This window comes from Cellulosilyticum sp. ST5 (genome assembly GCF_046529625.1).
Taxonomy (GTDB): Bacteria; Bacillota; Clostridia; order Lachnospirales; family Cellulosilyticaceae; genus Cellulosilyticum; species Cellulosilyticum lentocellum.
In genome coordinates this window covers 4,065,732-4,083,891 of record NZ_CP132338.1, presented here as the reverse complement: position 1 = coordinate 4,083,891, position 18,160 = coordinate 4,065,732, and the positions used below count along the sequence as shown (strand labels likewise).

19 protein-coding genes are annotated in these 18,160 nt (G+C 36.6%); 2 read left to right on the top strand and 17 right to left on the bottom strand.

The window, feature by feature from the left end; all coding sequences use genetic code 11:
• Window positions 1–254: 254 nt before the first annotated feature.
• Window positions 255–422, bottom strand: a complete 168-nt coding sequence (locus QTL86_RS19805; RefSeq protein ID WP_410495856.1) for a hypothetical protein — start codon at window positions 420–422, stop codon at window positions 255–257.
• A gap of 378 nt (window positions 423–800) precedes the next feature.
• Between QTL86_RS19805 and QTL86_RS19800 the strand changes: the two genes are divergently transcribed.
• Window positions 801–1,502, top strand: a complete 702-nt coding sequence (locus QTL86_RS19800; protein ID WP_410495855.1) for a GNAT family N-acetyltransferase — start codon at window positions 801–803, stop codon at window positions 1,500–1,502.
• A gap of 153 nt (window positions 1,503–1,655) precedes the next feature.
• Here QTL86_RS19800 and QTL86_RS19795 read toward each other — a convergent pair whose 3' ends face one another.
• Window positions 1,656–2,189, bottom strand: a complete 534-nt coding sequence (locus QTL86_RS19795) for a cysteine hydrolase family protein (protein ID WP_127064869.1) — start codon at window positions 2,187–2,189, stop codon at window positions 1,656–1,658.
• A gap of 335 nt (window positions 2,190–2,524) precedes the next feature.
• Between QTL86_RS19795 and QTL86_RS19790 the strand changes: the two genes are divergently transcribed.
• Window positions 2,525–2,875 (top strand): thioredoxin domain-containing protein, encoded by a 351-nt coding sequence (locus QTL86_RS19790; protein ID WP_013659024.1) that lies wholly within the window; start codon window positions 2,525–2,527, stop codon window positions 2,873–2,875.
• A 212-nt stretch (window positions 2,876–3,087) separates the two neighbouring features.
• On the opposite strand, the gene QTL86_RS19785 is transcribed toward QTL86_RS19790, so the two are convergent.
• From QTL86_RS19785 to QTL86_RS19715, 15 genes are all read right to left on the bottom strand, one after another.
• The gene (locus QTL86_RS19785; RefSeq protein ID WP_410497322.1) at window positions 3,088–4,878 is read right to left on the bottom strand and encodes an ABC transporter ATP-binding protein; all 1,791 of its coding nucleotides are present in this window, start codon (window positions 4,876–4,878) and stop codon (window positions 3,088–3,090) included.
• Window positions 4,879–4,888: 10 nt separating this feature from the next.
• Entirely contained in the window at window positions 4,889–6,598 is a 1,710-nt protein-coding gene (locus QTL86_RS19780) for an ABC transporter ATP-binding protein (protein WP_410495854.1), read from the bottom strand.
• Between the two features lie 1,429 nt (window positions 6,599–8,027).
• Entirely contained in the window at window positions 8,028–8,495 is a 468-nt protein-coding gene (locus QTL86_RS19775; protein WP_410495853.1) for a cupin domain-containing protein, read from the bottom strand.
• Complete coding sequence (gene eutH, locus QTL86_RS19770; protein WP_013659028.1) at window positions 8,496–9,587, bottom strand: ethanolamine utilization protein EutH; 1,092 nt, start codon at window positions 9,585–9,587, stop codon at window positions 8,496–8,498. It lies immediately after the preceding gene.
• A 40-nt stretch (window positions 9,588–9,627) separates the two neighbouring features.
• Complete coding sequence (locus tag QTL86_RS19765; RefSeq protein WP_013659029.1) at window positions 9,628–10,176, bottom strand: BMC domain-containing protein; 549 nt, start codon at window positions 10,174–10,176, stop codon at window positions 9,628–9,630.
• A complete protein-coding gene (locus tag QTL86_RS19760) occupies window positions 10,169–10,444 on the bottom strand; it encodes a EutN/CcmL family microcompartment protein (RefSeq protein WP_013659030.1) in 276 nt (91 codons plus the stop codon). Before QTL86_RS19760 ends, QTL86_RS19765 begins: the two co-directional genes overlap by 8 nt.
• Before the next feature lie 14 nt (window positions 10,445–10,458).
• Window positions 10,459–11,112, bottom strand: coding sequence for a hypothetical protein (locus QTL86_RS19755; protein ID WP_127064873.1), 654 nt, complete (start codon window positions 11,110–11,112; stop codon window positions 10,459–10,461).
• A gap of 19 nt (window positions 11,113–11,131) precedes the next feature.
• On the bottom strand, window positions 11,132–11,755 hold the full coding sequence (gene eutD / locus QTL86_RS19750; RefSeq protein WP_127064874.1) for an ethanolamine utilization phosphate acetyltransferase EutD: 624 nt from the start codon (window positions 11,753–11,755) through the stop codon (window positions 11,132–11,134).
• A gap of 56 nt (window positions 11,756–11,811) precedes the next feature.
• Window positions 11,812–12,579, bottom strand: coding sequence for a cobalamin adenosyltransferase (locus QTL86_RS19745; protein WP_127064875.1), 768 nt, complete (start codon window positions 12,577–12,579; stop codon window positions 11,812–11,814).
• A gap of 117 nt (window positions 12,580–12,696) precedes the next feature.
• Window positions 12,697–12,987, bottom strand: coding sequence for an ethanolamine utilization microcompartment protein EutM (eutM, locus tag QTL86_RS19740; RefSeq protein ID WP_013659034.1), 291 nt, complete (start codon window positions 12,985–12,987; stop codon window positions 12,697–12,699).
• 69 nt (window positions 12,988–13,056) lie between these two features.
• A complete protein-coding gene (locus QTL86_RS19735) occupies window positions 13,057–14,532 on the bottom strand; it encodes an acetaldehyde dehydrogenase (acetylating) (RefSeq protein WP_127064876.1) in 1,476 nt (491 codons plus the stop codon).
• A 36-nt stretch (window positions 14,533–14,568) separates the two neighbouring features.
• Complete coding sequence (locus QTL86_RS19730) at window positions 14,569–15,171, bottom strand: BMC domain-containing protein (protein ID WP_127064877.1); 603 nt, start codon at window positions 15,169–15,171, stop codon at window positions 14,569–14,571.
• Window position 15,172: 1 nt separating this feature from the next.
• Window positions 15,173–15,826 (bottom strand): ethanolamine utilization microcompartment protein EutL, encoded by a 654-nt coding sequence (gene eutL / locus QTL86_RS19725; RefSeq protein WP_410495852.1) that lies wholly within the window; start codon window positions 15,824–15,826, stop codon window positions 15,173–15,175.
• 15 nt (window positions 15,827–15,841) lie between these two features.
• Window positions 15,842–16,765, bottom strand: a complete 924-nt coding sequence (eutC, locus tag QTL86_RS19720; protein ID WP_410495851.1) for an ethanolamine ammonia-lyase subunit EutC — start codon at window positions 16,763–16,765, stop codon at window positions 15,842–15,844.
• Window positions 16,766–16,782: 17 nt separating this feature from the next.
• The gene (locus tag QTL86_RS19715) at window positions 16,783–18,147 is read right to left on the bottom strand and encodes an ethanolamine ammonia-lyase subunit EutB (protein WP_410495850.1); all 1,365 of its coding nucleotides are present in this window, start codon (window positions 18,145–18,147) and stop codon (window positions 16,783–16,785) included.
• Window positions 18,148–18,160 lie beyond the last annotated feature (13 nt).

Here is an 18,160-nt window from a genome sequence, read left to right as displayed (position 1 = left end):
ATATCCTCTGAAATTTAGAACTCTTTATAGATAAAACACCCTCACCTTTAGCTGTCAGTCAATATTATTAAATTTATGGAGATTTGAAGCATATCCTCCTCACTTAATCCTAGTTCCTTCATTTCTTCTACTTGCTCACTTGTGATCCATTCTACTCTATCTAAATGAAAGACATCTATATCTAAGTTAAACTCTGAGATATAACCTACATAGGTACTTACTGGTAACTCGTAAAATTGAGCAAGGCTTGCATCTTATATAAATTCAAAGTCTTTAATGGTATACCTAAGTGCCACATTCTGAGTATCTATAAGTTCTGGCATCTTTCCTTCATTAAAAGATAGTTGTAATGTTTCATAATAAGCTTTAAGTGTAGTATCTACTTCAGGGGCATTGTGGTAAATAGAGCCTCCACCGTCCATCTTAAAATAGCTCCATAGGCTTTTAGAAAGTCTTCATAAGGCCCCTTGTGCAAAGTACATACAGCCATTTCTACTTTTTCAATGGTCTTTCTCTGAATCTTCTTTCATTTCAGTAACAGCTTCACAAACCTCTACATCTATATTTTCCTCTCTATATCCCCAACATGATACATATTAAAGCAATATTCAGGTACTGCGCAAACACAGCTTAACCTCTCCTTTCACAGTTGTATAACTTTGTAACTAAACCTACTTTACATATTCCTGTAAGGTTAGAGTCAATATATTTTTATTTATTTATAATTGTAGTTATATGTTTGACAACCATTTATGTTAGTGATAGTATAGATGAAATTACTCAAAAACGGGGGGATATCTATGATTCGTAAATTAGTAGAAGCAGACCGTGCACAGACTTTAGCTTTTCTTAGCGCAGAGCCTGCTATTAATCTTTTTATGATTGGTGATATTGAACAAGATGGGTTTGATAAAGACTTTCAAGAGTTTTGGGGAGATTTTAATGATTTAGGTGAACTAGATGGTGTACTTGTTCGTTATAATCAATTTTATATTCCTTACTATAAAGCTCTTGACTTTAATCCATTACCATTTGTAGAAATTATTAAATCAGATGCAAACCATGTGGGTATTTCCGGAAAAGAAAGTGTTCTTAACTTGTTTAAACCTTATTTTAATACCTATCACTACAAGAGTACTTACTTTTGTGAACTTAAAACAGCTGATAAGCTCAAAGTTGTTAGCCTCCCTATAAAAGTTGCCATTCCTGAGGATGCTTCTCGTATCTGTGAACTATTAAATGAGATTGAAGAATTTAGTGAATCTCCTTCTAAGCCAGAATCATTAGAACGTATTATTCGTTCTGGTGCCGGTCGTGTTTATTATACAGAAACAGAAGATGGTATTCTTAAAAATGTGGTACAAACTACAGCTGAAAACTCTATGTCTGCTATGATCATAGGTGTTGCTACACGTAAAGCTTATCGTAATCAAGGGCTCATGTCTGACTCACTTTCTAAACTTTGTAGAGATCTTATTGAAAATGAAGGTAAATCACTTTGATTATTCTATGATAATCCAGAAGCAGGTAAAATTTATCACCGTCTCGGATTTGAATCTATCGATAAATGGACAATGCTCTTTAAAGCTTAAGGCTTTAAAGAGCATTGTTTTATTGTAAATATCTATTCTATTAATAATTTCATCTAATAAGAATTACTTCTTTAACTCTTCTTCTAATTCTTCTATTGATTGTACTGTAGCAAAACGTTTATTCCAAACTTTATAGTTGTAAAACTCATATAGCTTTTTACCAGGTAAATACTCATTATCAAAGGTCATATTCGTTTCCTCTGGAATAATAAGTTGATAGCCATGTTCAAAAGCAGCTTTACAAGTTGTATCAATACAGTATTCTGTCTGCATGCCTACTAAAATAATGTTTTTTACTTGCTTGCTATCAAGATACGCTTTTAACCCTGTATGTAAAAAAGCACTATTATACTGCTTTTCAAAAATACGTTCTTCTTTCATGGGCTTAATTTCATTATAAATCTGCCATCCTGGAGTCCCTTGTTCAAGGTTACTCCCCTCTCCATCATCATGACGCACATAGACCACCTCTACTCCATTTGCTCTGCAGAGCTGAAGAAGGTAAGCTATGTTACCTATGACCCTTTCTTTATTATATGGACCTGCTTCAACAAGTGCTGTTTGAACATCAACTACTAATAATACTATATTTTTCATATTTCTCTCCCTTTATATCTTTTGATAGTGCCAGCTTTATCACTATCCTCTTGTATTTGATTACCTATAGATTAAGAGCTCAAACTATTTCTCCAACAAAATAGCGATACTCTTTTTTAAGTTATAAGTCTAATCTCTTCTTTTTAAACATAGTTACTATCTCTTCATTTTACCCCTTAATTAATATATTTTCATTCATTATTATGTATGATTTATATCATAATGGGTATCATACATTATATATTCTTCGCGGCAAAGCACTCAGATGAGAATACAAATGTTTGATGACATCATTTAGTTTTGATATAATATGCTAAAAACCTAGGAGGACCAAAATGTTTGAACAAGCTACATACGAAGAAGATGTGAAATCATTTAAGAAAATATTTTCTACAGAAGCAGATCAATTACTGTCTAAAGAAGAATTAGCTATTGTTTATATTGGTCGTGCAACATGCCCATTCTGTCGTAAGTTTGCTAGAAAATTAAGTGGATTGACTAATGAAATTAACCAGGCTATTTATTATATAGAAAGTGATAATGCTCTAGATAAGGAAATTAACTCATTTAGAGAAAAATATAATATTCTAACTGTACCAGGCTTTATTGTCAGTCATAATGGACAAGTAGAAGTGCGTTGTGATTCTTCAACTCCTGAGGCAGAAATATTAGCTATGATAAAATAAATACTCAAGTATAATTTAAATCCTTATTTGATTTAAATAGCAGTCAGAAAAGTCTATATGTATATCATGCGAAATCTCCTATGAGGATAGGATAAAAATAGCATTATATACTATATGATACATATCATTTTCCAGCGTGAGATCATGGCAATGGTCTCACGCTTTATTTTTGTTCTGTTATATCAATCTGTTACACCAAATAGTTACTAGTACTATGCTCCAATTTGCGTCTGATACATCCTATTGTATATCCCTTGCTTTTCTAAAAGTTCCTCATGATATCCCATCTCTGCAATCTCACCTTTTTCAAGAACGATAATATAGCAGTCTCTAATAGTCGATAAGCGATGGGCAATAAAGATAGAAGTTCTTCCTGTTGTAAGTGTCTTGATGGCTTCTTTAATCTTTCGTTCAGTACGTGTATCAACTGAGCTAGTAGCTTCATCTAAAATCATAATCGGTGCATTGGCTAGAATAGCCCTTGCAATGGTGATTAGCTGTTTCTCTCCTTGACTTAAGGAGTTGGCTTCTGACCCTATGATGGTATGATATTGATTAGGAAGCCTTTGAATAAAGTCATGGGCATTAGCACTTTTGGCAGCTGCTATGACTTCTTCATCTGTAGCACTTGGTTTGCCATACCTAATATTTTCTAGAATGCTCATAGGGAAAAGAGCTGCATCTTGAAGTACGACGCCAAAGCAATCCCTAAGGTCTTTTCTTCGATAATTCCTTATATCTTCTCCATCTAAAAGAATTCTGCCGGAACTTACATCATAAAATCTAGTAAGCAAACTAATAATCGTTGTTTTACCTGCTCCCGTAGAACCAACAATGGCCACTCTTGTACCTGGCTCTATATTTAGATTGATAGACTTAAGAATAGGCTGCCCTTCTTCATAACCAAAGCATACATCCTCAAAGCTAATCTCTCCTCTTGGCTTTGCCAGAGCTTTGGCTCCTTGTACATCTTCTAGCTCTACTTCTTCATCAAAAATTTCAAAGATACGCTCTGCACCAGCCACAGCTGTTTGTAAAATATTATAAATGTTGGCAACTTCATTGAGTGGACGTGTAAACTGCTTTGCATAAAGTAAAAAGCTTGAGATAATCCCTACTGTAATAACACCCTTTGTAGCCATCAAGCCTCCTACTACTGCTATAAATATAAAACATAGGTTATTGATAACATTCATAAGTGGCATTAAAAATCCTGACCATATCTGCGCTTTAATAGCTACTGCTGCTAGCTTATCATTTACCTCTTCAAACTCTTCTATCAAGGCTTCTTCCCTACCATAAGCCTTAACAATCATAGTACCTGAGATACTTTCTTCGATATGGCCATTAAGGCGTCCTAATGCCTCTTGCTGTTTCCTAAAAAGTATTCTCGTTCTTTTAGTGATACTCTTGGTTAAAAGATAAATAAGTGGGCCTGCCACCAAGGTTACTCCTGTTAATGGAATATTTAAAGAAAGCATCACTAAAAATACACCAACTATGGTGAATACTAATTGCATCAGCTGGGTCAGTGAGTCTGATATAGTTGTACTAATATTATCGATATCATTGGTTAACCTACTCATAAGATCTCCATTTTGCCTTTTGTCAAAAAAGGCAAGGGGCAAATGATTAAAGTGAATAAACAATACTTTACGAATGTACTTAATCATTCTTTGTGAAACAGCTGCCATAGCATAGCCCTGAATGAATTTAATGAGATAATCCCCTACATAAAAAGCAGCTAATACTATTAATAATATAAGACTAGGGTTTCTTCCTTCTATTGAATCCACTACCTTACCTATTAAATAAGGTGTTACCATTACAATAATAGCTGCAAAGCCTGATAACATAAAAATTAACCCTAGCCCTTGCCTTTGTCCCTTTGTAAGTTCCCATAATCTTTTTAATGTTCCCTTGAAATTCTTAGGTTTTACAACGGTACCTAAACTTCTTTTCCAAGTTGAACCAGTGTTGGCCCCCATAGGATTCTTTTGCATATCAGCCAACCTATTCACCTCCTATCTGTGACTCATAAATCTCATGATAAATAGAACACTGCTCCATCAATTCATCATGAGTTCCTTTTCCTACTAACTTTCCATTTTCCAAGCATAGAATATAATCTGCTTTCATAACCGTTGAAATCCTCTGGGTAATTAAGAAGGTTGTCATACCTTTTGCATAAGTGCTAATCCCTTGAAGCACCTTGGCTTCAGTAGTAGCATCTAGTGCACTGGTACAATCGTCTAATATTAAGATTTCTGGATCTTTAACTAACGCTCTAGCTAACGAAAGTCTTTGCTTTTGCCCACCTGAAAGATTAATACCTCCTTGCCCCAAGACAGTTTGTAATCCTTGATCTAAATCTGCTATAAATCCCTCACACTGAGAAATGCGGATCGCTTCCTTTAACTTTTCTTCTGAAACTCCTGGCTGTCCCCATCTTAAGTTACTTTCAATCGTTCCACTAAATAAAAGAGCCTTTTGAGAAACTAAAGCCATCTTTTCACGTAGAGCTTTTAGCTTTACTTCTTTGACATCCTGCTTACCTACTTTTATCTTGCCGCCAGTTGTATCATAAAAACGAAGTAATAGTTGAATCAATGTGGTTTTCCCTGAACCTGTAGAACCAATAATACCACAGGTCTTTCCTCTAGGAATGTGAAAAGTGATATGCTCTAAGGTATATTCTTTGGTAGAAGGATAATGAAAGCTTACGTCCTCAAAAGAAATACCTTCAGCTAAATCTATTTCTTTGTCCTTGGTGGTCTCTATCATGGCAGGCACTTCCTCTAATACTTCTTTTACACGGCTAGCAGAAGCATTAGCACGTATCATATTATTTAAAATATTAGATACCATTCCCAACGCAAATAATACCTGGGTCATATAGTTAACACTGGCCATGAGTTTTCCTATTTCTATATCTCTCCCCTCATAACCTGCTGTCCAAAGTAAAACTACAATACCAAGGTTAACGACTAGGCTAATCAGTGGATTAAATACTGCATTGACTCTCATAGCACTTTGATTAGCTACTGCTAATTCATCTGCCACCTCTCCAAACCTCTCCTTTTCTTGTTCTTCTTGCCCAAAAGCTTTTACAACACGCACCAGATTAAGATACGAACGGCTTACATCATTTAAGGCATCCAGTTTAATCTGTACTTTTCTAAATCTAGGATACCCTAATTTCATATTGCCAATAATAAGCACCGTAGCTATGACTAAAATACAAACGACTACTGGTATTTGTGCAGGTGTCTGGATAATAATAAATCCTATGGCTCCTATACAAATAATCGGCGCCTTTACTAGTATTCGCATACAGCCATTAATAAAATTTTGAATTTGAGCCACATCATTAGTAATACGTGTAATAAGCGAAGCTGTTTCTAAGTGGTCTATATTTTCAAAAGAAAAACTTTGAATTTTACGGTAAAGTTCCGAGCGCATTTCTTTTCCTATAGTCTGCGAAATATGCCCCGCAAAGTAATTCCGTCCTACTGCTCCTGCCGCACCTATAAGTGCAATTCCTAACATCATCATTCCTAGCTTTAACACCAATGTAGCATTACCACTAGCTACTGCATCATCTACTATTTTAGACATCATCATGGGCTGCATTAAATCACAAAAAGATTCAATGACCAAAAATAAAATTGCTAGACAAAATCCCATTAAATGTCTACGTATGTAAGAAATAATTAACTTCAATGCCAATCCTCCTTTGTAGTCGATATAATTATGTATTTTTATTTGATCTTATCCTTCATTATAGATATAACGTAATTATACAATTGCTCTTATAAATAGAAATTTGCCTTGGACTTTACGGGCTATTTGGGCGGAAGTGAGAGAGGGTGGCTACCTGCCGTGGTTCCGCTCCGTATTTTCAGTAGGCACTAAGCTCACTTTTTTGGATGAACGCCCACAAACTCGGTTCCCTCAAACACGTGGACTAAGTACCATCCAAAACGTTCGCTAAGTGCCTACTGAAAATACTCCGAAGTCACCCCGTCAGGCAGCCACCCTCTCTCACTTCTACCAACAATAACGCGTAGAGACACTCTCCTTAAGTGTTTGCCAAAGAGAAGAAAGATTCCTTACTAACAACTACTTTTGAATTAAAATGAGCGTTCAATACCCTAATGAGAAATGCAAAAGAGAAATAATAATAATTTATCCATTTTTATTAGGGATTCGGCTTCTTGGCTACATATATATAAGTGTAAAAACAAAATCAATAACTTCCCTCGGCATAATTACCACAGCTTCAACCTGAGGAACTGACCGGGCCTCGTAAGTCTCAATCTATCGTTATAGGTACCTCTGGCTCTAAGGAAAATGTTCACTGGTGCGCTGCAAGGAAGGCGCCACTTATAAGTTGTTTTAAAGGTTTTTATACTTAGCATTACCAAACAAAGTTTTAAACCAGAGTCTTAAGGTCTTAGCTTCCTAGCATAGGGTGCACCGGCCAAGACTTTAAGGAGCTCCTCACTCATTGATTTAGCTTTCATAGCTAGTCTTAGTAGGCACTAAGCTATAACGCATACGTGCTGAGGAGCCATATTGCGCTTTGATTAGAGCCTATTTAGCTAGCCACGAAAGTTAATTACCAGAGTCTGGACCAAGGAAACACATCTTCAAGTATATACAGTACTTGGAGATGTGCTTTTTTACGTTCTCTAACTGCTATTAATTAACATGCTCTGTCGTTACGCCTTCTTTCCAGGCTCTCTTAATGTCGGTGGTATTTATAAGGTCAATAATGCTTGTAAGAAATGAGAGGAGAGAGCTATCTGGAAGGGTGACTTGGGAAAGTTTTTTAGAGGCACTTGGCGAGTGTTTTGGATGGTTTTTAGTGCGAGTGTTTGACCAACGGGAGTTTTCGCACGTTCATCCAAATAAAGGAGCCTAGTGCCTCTAAAAACCTGAACCGGAACACTGGAAGATAGCCCTCTCCTCTCATTTCCGCCCAGCAGCATTCCTCATAAACGCCAAGGCAAATTTCTATTTGTATTTCTTATATTTACATCCTAAGTTTATTCCTTATTTATATTATAGCTCAATTTTCCCTTTAAAGCTGTTCTAAAATAGCAAAAGAGGATGCCCTTAAGCATCCTCCTTTGCTATTTCCCATATTTTAAGCTTGTCCTGCCCAGTCGGCTGGGTAAGTCGCATATATAAATCTGGCATAATGAGGCACAGAGAATTTAATACTAGAACCTTTTGGTATAAGAATTAATTCTCCTGCATTGGCAGTTACTGTTTCTCCATTAATGATAATACTTAAACTGCCTTCAATGACATAGTCTATTTCATCATAGTTTAATGTCCAATCAAAGGTAGTTGATTTCATTTCCATCACACCACAGCCTAGCCTTGGGCTTTCTTGTAAAGTAAATAAATCTTTTGTATAAACTATATCAGCAGCCACGCCTGTATCAAGGCGGTTACTTTCGTCTACTTTTACAGTTGGCACCTTAACAGACATTACACCAGAAGAGGTTACTTGTCTTGAAAAGTCCACATGATTGCAACTTCCTGCTCCTAGTTTTTCTACAATGATTTGTTTAATAAGTGTCTCTAAAGTTGAGCGATCTATATCCATCTATGCCTTTTCCTTTCCAAGTGTTTTATTGGCAATAAACATAGCTACAATAATAGCTGTAATACCCCCTACTAACTTTCCTACTATCATAGGGAATATCATTTCTGGATTAAAGCCAGCGGTAAAACCTAGGTGATCTCCAAATACAAAAGCTGCAGATACTGCAAATGCAACATTTAGAATCTTCCCTCTTGCATCCATATCCTTCATCATGCCAAACATAGGAATACTATTAGCTAAACTCGCTACAAGGCCAGCTGCTCCCACATCATTCATTCCTAATACCTTTCCTAATTTCATTAGAGGTGTCTTAAAGACTTTCGTAATGACATACACTAATGGAAATGCACCAGCTAATACAATCGCAATGTCTGCTACAATAGTAAAACCTTCCGAAATAGGTGTCATACCAGGAATAATAACAATACCTGTAAGCTGCTCAATAATACCTAACGCAAGACCAAAGATAATAACAGCTACTACGAACTTTCCGAAGTAAGTAAAACCTTTAATCATACCATTTTCAAAAAAGAATAGTCCCAAAGCGATAAGCACTGCAAAAATAATGATTGGAATAAGATTCATAATAACCATCATGATTGGAAAACCTGCTACAAGTCCTCCCACAAAGGCCCCTATAGGAATTGTAATAACTCCTGCTAGGACTCCTGTTGCCAAATATTTACGATCTGACTCTTCAATAATGCCTAGCCCTACTGGAATAGTAAATACAATTGTTGGCCCAAGCATAGCACCTACGATAAGGCCTCCAAATAGTCCTGCATTAGGATCTATAGCTAAAGCTTCAGCAAGAGGTGCTCCTCCCATATCATTTGCCAAAATAGAACCTGCAAACATAGCTGGGTCAGCCCCTAAAAATCCGAATAAAGGAACAATAACTGGCTTAAGTAGCTCTGCAATAACAGGTGCTAATGCTATAATACCAACCATAGATATGGCTAGTGTTCCTATAGCCATGATCCCTTCTTCAAACTTCTCTCCTAACCCGAACCGATTACCTATAATTTTATCTATAGCTCCAAGCACTGCAAAAATCACCATGATATAAACAATGATTTCGTTTATACTCATAAAAAACGCCTCCATTTATTTGGATTATCATTAGATACTTTCAGATTAAGTATTTTTTAATCTCCTTACTGGGAGATGGAATAATAGCTGTATTGGAATACTCATTCTCACTTAATATGTTCTTAATTTCCAAGAAACCATATTCAATACTACTAACAGGACCTGTTATAGTAAAAACTAATCTGCCACTAATACATTGTGCTAATTGCATTTTAATAAGTCTAACATCACTAGCTTTTAAAACGCGGTCCAATGCTACAATTCCCGTACAAACCTTATTAGTTTCTACAACACCTATTGCATCTATTATTTCCTTAGTTACATACTTATTTTTAAAAGCATCTATAATAACAGGAGATACTGCATGTAGTTTAAAACTATCTACTAAAATTCTAGCAACTTGGCTCTTTCCATGATCAATAGCCTCATCTACCGCGCCCTCATCTCCTGTTACAATAATTAAAAATTTACCAGGGCAAATGGTTCTACAATAAATAATTTCAACATTTGCCTTTTTTACTATTTGGTCAGAAATCTCAATTCCTTTACTAATACTCCTAAATTCAAGTGCACCTATGCTTCTATTCATTTTCCTCTACCTCTATAGAATCCACTATACCAACAACGGCTGAATCAATAGGACAATCCGGATTACCTACTGCATAACGTGCAGAACCACCTCTTACCACTAACACCAAATCACCTACTCCTGCACCAATAATATCTGCTGCTACAATAAGCTCTGGTTTTTCCTTTCCTTGTTCTAGAAGTATCTTAAGAACAAGGAATTTCTGACCATTTAACTGTTCATCCTTCTTAGTGGCCCATACACGCCCTATAACCCTGCCTATTTCCATAGCTTCTGCATCTCCTATACTCTTTTAATCTCAATATGATGCTTTCGTATATAATCATCTGCTAGCGGGGTAATAATGCAGCCTTTTGAAATAGTAACAATACAAATTCCTTCAAGATGTTTCTTAATAAGGTCTGCCTCTAAAAGTAACTTTTTATAAGTCATATCAAAGTTAACATTACCTGTAATGGGTTTTGGTGCTTTGTGATTATCTCTAGACTTTGCACTATTAAGTAATTCATCTAAATGACTAATACACTGAATACCATAGTTTTTAATCTTATCTTCGTAATCCATTAAAAGTGTGTATAGAGCTTTATGCGCATTTTCTTTGTAACGCCTGTATTCTATACCTTCTTCTAGCATATAAACCTGTTTCTCATTTAAAAGAGCTTTTAATATAAGACTTTCCTCTTCTGTAACAGGCGAGCTAGTAGCTAAATGGCCTAGCATCTCTATAGTAAGCTTAGTAATTACTATCCCTTCATAGCTTTCCTCGCTATTCTTATAAACACTACACTTATAAGCTTGCTTTAAATACTTTAAACCTACATCGGGCATGGGGCCAATAAATATCAGCTTCTTTAATGAAGTTTGTTCATTACATTTATCCTCTAGCCTTTTATAAACTTCATTCAAAATTTCATCTATCAAGGTTTGATTGTACACGCTCCCACCCCTTCTCATTTTATTTAATAATCATACCTAAGGTACCTTTAGTAAAACCACATGCATTTGCTTCATCATAGTCAATATGGATATATGTTCTAAAATCCTTACTTACACGCACTACTAAATCATCAAAAATAAGTGGTCTTGCTCCAAAAACTTTTACTTTTACAATCTCACCATCTGTTACATGGAATCTGTTTGCATCCTCTGGTGTAATATGCATATGCCTTTTAGCTACAATGAGTCCTTGTGAAAGCTTTACCTGTCTATCTCCATTACTCACTGTAATCTCAGGTGTTCCTGTAATATCTCCACTTTGCCTAATAGGTGCTTTAATTCCTAGGACTAAGGCATCTGTTAAGGAAATCTCCACCTGAGAGGCTTTTCTTTCTGGACCTAATACAACTACATTCTTTAAACTTCCTTTTGGTCCGGAAACGGTAACACGTTCACTACAAGCATATTGTCCTGGCTGAGATAATTCCTTTACGGGTGTAAGCTTATAGCCTACGCCGAATAATGTATCTACATCTTGTCTTGAAAGATGCACATGTCTACCAGAGGCTTCTACTTCAATAAACAATTGCTTTTTTAAGGCTTCTACTATGGTGTCTACTAATTGGTCTACTGATGCTGACATATAATCTCCCTTCTCTATACTGAATTCATTTCATTGATTTTATAAACTTATAAAACTTATGCGTTAGTTTTATATTTACCTGCTAAATATTTAAACATCATAACCCAGAATAATGAGGATAAACGGTTTAAAGACTTAATAATATCTTCTCTACTAACTTGCCCATACTCATCTTTAAAAGCTTTGTAGGCAATAAGCTCTGTTTCACGTGTTAAGGTTCTTAGTTTATTAAGATAAGCTACCATTTCACCTTGCTTATAATTAGGTAAAAAATGACTTATACCATAATATTTACTTGGATGATGGGAGTGTTCTCTAAGCTCTTTAGCATCTAAGCCTTGCAATGTAAATTCACCTATTGGTTCACCACACACTTCATTTCTTAATAACCTTCTAATGAACTTAATAATTTCTTCAAGGTCTTTTATCATCTGAGGCAAGTGCTGCTTTTCTGCAGATATCTGTGTCATGACTATTTCTGCCTCTAAGCTATCTATCGCACCTCTAAAAGCAATGCGAGGATGATCTTTAAATACCAATAGGTTGCCTCTAAGGTGTGTCATATGCTCAGGTTTCTCGTTTAATTTAGCACCAAAGATAGTCTCATAGACTTCTGTTTCATCTGCTGCTATATACTCTTCACTCACCTTCGTCACCTCTCCTACGGGATTATCTTCCATCTTCATTTCAATGCCTTTTTCTAATAAATAAGTTCTAGCTGAAGGTGTAATGATTTTATTACGTGGAACAACTATTTGACCTTTTTCTTTTAGCTGTCCACTTGCAAGCATTTGTCTTACATCATTTTCTGTTAATACGGACACTTACTCACCTTCTTGCCCTATAATATAGTCTGCTACCTTGTTATAGAAAGAGGTTACCTAGATATAACTCTAGGTATCCTCTTCTTACCCTTAAAGGGCTTTTCCTATAGGAGCATCTTATGCTTGTGCATGACTATGTGGCAAGATAACGTCAACTTCTGAATGAGGTCTTGGAATAACATGCACAGAGATTAGTTCTCCTACTCTTTCTGCTGCTGCTGCCCCTGCATCTGTAGCTGCTTTCACAGCACCTACATCTCCTCTTACCATTACAGTCACGAGGCCACCTCCAATTTGCTCTTTACCAACTAAAGCAACATTGGCCGCCTTTACCATGGCATCAGCTGCTTCAATTGCGCCAACTAAACCTTTTGTTTCAATCATTCCTAATGCATTTGTATTTGCCATTTTATTTTCCTCCTATAAAGTATAGTGTCATCTATTACACTACATCCTTAGTATTCTACTTTTCGCTAATTATATTAACTCTTTCATAATCCTTCTTACGATTTCATCTACTAAACTCTTCTCACAACAGCTATTACCAATATTTGACGAAGAACAACCAACTCCGGCTTCTTGTCTTAGTGTTTCTATTTCCTTTATTCCATAGGCTACACGTCTAATATTAATAAGATCCATAGGACCAATGTTATTAGAAGAGGAACTACCACCTACTGCCCCACAACCTAAGGTAAGTGCTGGGAATAAGTTAGTTGTACCACCAACACCACCTAATGAACCCATGGTATTGACTAAAATACGTGATGCTGGAATATGGAGTGAAAAATGTTTTACTAGCTCCTCATCATTAGCATGCATACAGAAAGTATGCCCTTTCCCTTCTAAATGAAGGATTTCTTGTGACTTTTTAAGCACAGCATCTACATTTTCTTCTACATAAAAGGCAAGGATAGGTGCTAACTTTTCTCTTGAATAAGGATATTCATGACCAACATTTATTTCCCTTCCAATCAGTACACGAGCTGCACTTGGCACTTTGGTAAGTCCTGCTAGTTTGGCAATGTGTTCTACACTCTTTCCTACAATTTGAGGGTTCATTGTACCATTTGCTCTTAAAATAAATTTAGCAAGTTGTTTATTCTCTTGTTCATCTAAGAAATAGCCTCCCTGAGCTTTAAACTCAGCAATTACTTTTTCTTCCATACATCTTTCAACGATAACAGATTGTTCTGAAGCACAAATGGTACCATTATCAAATGTCTTGGAATCTATAATGCGTTTAACAGCTAGTTTAACATCTGCACTTTTATCAATAAAAGCTGGCCCGTTTCCTGCACCTACTCCAATAGCTGGTGTTCCTGAAGAATAAGCAGATTTCACCATACCTGGTCCACCAGTTGCTAAAATGAGTTTCGTATTAGGATGTTTCATAAGTTCTTGTGTTGCATGTAAAGTTGGAAGCGTAATAGTGGAGATTGCTCCTTTTGGACAACCTGCAGCTTCTGCTGCTCTTGTTAATATATCTACTGTTTCTTTAATACAGTTTCTCGCACTTGGGTGCGGAGAAAAAACAATACAGCTACCTGCTTTAATGGAAATAAGTGTTTTGTACATAATTGTAGAAGTAGGGTTAGTAGATGGTACAATCCCTGCAATAACCCCTACAGGTACACCTATATCTAAGATTTTTTCTTCTTTGTTATCTCTTAAAATACCAATTGTCTTTTGATCTTTGATAGCTTCATAAATACCTTTTGATCCAAAGATATTCTTAATTACTTTATCTTGCCAACGTCCAAAACCTGTTTCTTCATTTGCCATCTTTGCTAACTTTTCAGCATTGGCAGCTCCTGCATCTGCAATAGCTTTTACAATCTTATCGATTTGACATTGACTAAAGGTAGATAATACCTCTTGCGCTTTTTGTGCTTCTATTAAAAGGTTTCTAACCTCTTGAATGGATTGTAAGTCTTTATCTATTAGTTCCATTGGGGCCTCCTTACTTAGTTGTCATCTATAGTTTGTTTATTTTCTAGCCTCAGTTATCATCTTAATCAGCTCTGACTTTTTAGCTTCTTTTAATTGCTTGATAGGCACATTGATCCCCAAAGCCTTAATAAGTGCTCTCAGCTCAGTATTACTTTTTTTACTAAGGTCCTCAGCACTTACTATGTCTTCATTAGTAGTCTGCCCTACTCCAGTCTCCGTATCATCATTTAATATATCTGATTCTGGGATCGAGGCATTGCCTTCTATACTTTGAGCTTGTTGTGCCGTTTTCACAGGCTGTATCTCTTCTTGCTGATACATACTAAATTCAGGCGTACTTTCCTTGTTAGTTTTGGTTTCCATTGCTCTTGATTGTATTACCTTTCCAATCAAGCTTTCATCTACTCTAGGGATAACATGAGTTGCCCTAACCTTACCAATCCTTTCAGCTGCTTGACCACCTGCCTGCACCGCTGCTGTGATAGCTCCTACATCTCCAAAAAGTTGTACTGTCATAATGCCGCTGCCAACTTTTGACACACCACTTAGTTGAACATTAGAAGCTTTTAATGCGGCATCCGCTGCTTCTATTGCAGCAGGATAACCAATTACTTCTATGAGGCCTAATGCTTGCATCATCTTAATAATCCCTTGGGTTATCTGCTACAGCTTTTATGGCTTCAGCAAATGCAGCACATGCGGCATGACATGCAGATTGAGTACCTGTAAGAAGCCCTCCACCAAAGTTTGTTTCTGAAGGTGGCCCAAAGAATTCAACTAGTTTAACATCTGCAGCTTTCATAGCAGCATCAAGTCCATATATTGCTTCCATTGGAGGAGCAATTAGATAAGCAAGTGGCTCTCCTTCTTCAATACCTGCCACTTTAGATAGATATGAACCTGTACGAGATACTGTATGCGCATAATAGACAATAGAATCATCTTCATTGGCACTTATAAAACAAGCATCTGACCCAAAGAAGTCTAAAACCGCCTTAAGACCACTTCTTACCTCTGCGGGGCTTGGTCCACCAATAATACCAATGACTTCACCAGCTAATTTTGTAGAAGCATTACCTGCTCCTGCATACATAGAACGTGCATAAACGACTTCAACATCTGCATCCTTAGTTGCTTCATCTAATGCAGTATACGTCACATCATCACTGTCGGCAGTAATGATTCCTATACTTTTATGATTTGGTCCTAATTCTAATTTTGCTGCAAGCTCTGCACTGACATTGGAAATGACACGTACACCAAGTACATTAGCTCGCATTTTATCGTTTTTCATTATGACTGCCTCCTTCTACTTTAAGTCGATACCAGATGCTTTTTTATCTAACATAGTTTTAATTAATTCAGCCGCATGAGCTCCTGCTTCTACTGCTGTGGTACCACCTTTGTGTATATTAGAAATAACCGTTCTCTTAGCTTCTGGCAAACCATGTTTAGGCTTGTAGGCTATATAAGCTGACATAGATTCTGCAGTTACAAGACCAGGTCTTTCACCAACTAACATACAAATAACATCTGCTCCAGTTACCTCGCCAATAGCATCCATAGCTCCAACTCTGGCATATTTTATAAATAAGATCTCTGGTACAGTAATACCATACATCTGTAAGCCTTGTTTAATAGCTGGGATAGCATCTTCTACGTTTGCTTCAATAGCTGAAGAAGATAGGCCATCACCTACCACAATTAATACTTTAGGATTATTGCCACAGGTCTTCTTAATAATCTCTAACTCCTCTGGACCAAATCTTCTTCCTAAATCGGGTCTAGTTAAATATTCATCTTTATCCTTACATAGGGTTTTGACGAAAACGAGTTTATTCTTTTTAACAAAGTCTTCTGATACATCATTAAAAACTGCATCTTGCGCAGCAGCATGGTCCGCTCTTACACGAAGCATTGTAATTGTTTTATAACGTGCACCTGCTTTACCTACACCTAATCTAGCTGGTGTTTTAGCTTTCATTGCTAAATAGCCTTCTTTATCTTTTGCATGGTCTACTAAAAACTGTTTTTTAATATCAATCTTAGTAATATCAGGGATACATCCATTAGGATCAATAGTAGTTGTCTTTGTTTCATTACTTGCTGCTTGTACAATGGATGCAGCTGGCGTCGTTGGAATGGTAACACTGCTACCTACTGCATTAGTATCTTTACCAACCATTTGTTCTACTAGTTGTTCTACCATTTTTCTTAAATCTTGTTCGTTCATCATTTTGCCTCCTTATCCTAGAATAATATTGATGCGTCTCCGGCTCTTTCAGTTAAACGGCCTTTTTCATCTACAAAGCCCATCTTAACTAGCCATTCATGGAAAGGCTTAATAGCTGTGAGTCCGAACATTTCTCTAAGTGCTGCTGTTTCATGGAAACCTGTAGTTTGATAGTTAAGCATAACATCATCACCATGAGGAATACCCATGAAATAGTTACAACCTGCTGTTGTTAATAAAACAGATAAATCTTCAATAGAGTTTTGGTCGGCTTTCATATGGTTGGTATAACATGCATCACAACCCATAGATACGCCTGTTAGTTTTCCCATAAAGTGGTCTTCAAGTCCTGCACGGCTTACTTGGCGACCATCATATAGATATTCTGGCCCGATAAAACCTACTACAGTATTAACAATGAAAGGTTGAAAGCGTTTAGCAAAGCCGTAGCATCTTGCTTCCATCGTTACTTGGTCTGTATCATGATGTGCTTCTGAGGAAAGTTCTGAGCCTTGTCCAGTTTCAAAATACATCACGTTAGGTCCTTCTGCAGTTCCTTCAGATAAAGCAAGCTGTCTTGCTTCTTCTATGGTTGCTGCATTAAACCCAAAAGCTTCATTTCCCTTTTCTGAACCAGCAATAGATTGGAAAATCAGGTCTGTTGGTGCGCCTTTGCGAATAGCATCCATTTGAGTGGTAACATGGGCAAGTACACAGGTTTGAGTTGGAATTTTAAACTTTTGTTTGATTTCCTCAAAACGTTTGAGTACACGCACAACACTTTCTGTAGAATCATCTACTGGATTAAGCCCAAGTAGTGCATCTCCAGCCCCATAGGTTAAACCTTCTAATAAAGAAGCCATAATACCATCAGGGTCATCTGTTGGATGGTTTGGTTGAAGCCTGGAAGAAAGTGTTCCTGGTTCTCCAATAGTTGTATTACAGTGAGCAGTTATGCGAATTTTGCTTGCTCCATAAATAAGGTCCATATTAGACATGAGTTTAGCTACAGCAGCTACTATTTCTGAAGTAATCCCTCTAGATGCTCTGCGAATATCAGCACCTGTGGTTTTTTCATCAAGAATCCATTCTCTAAATTCTGCTACTGTCATATGCTTAAATTCGTTATAGATCTTTTCATTAACATCATCTTGGATAATACGAGTCACCTCATCAAGTTCATAAGGTACTGCTGGATTATTTCTAAGGTCTTCTAAAGTAACATTAGCTAATACGACTTTTGCAGCTACTCTTTCTTCTGCACTGCTTGCTGCTAGACCTGCTAATTTATCTCCTGACTTTTCTTCATTGGCTTTTGCCATTACCTCTTTAAGTGATTTGAACTCGTAGGTATGTCCAAATAATTGAGTCTTTAAAATCATAAAGGTACTCCTT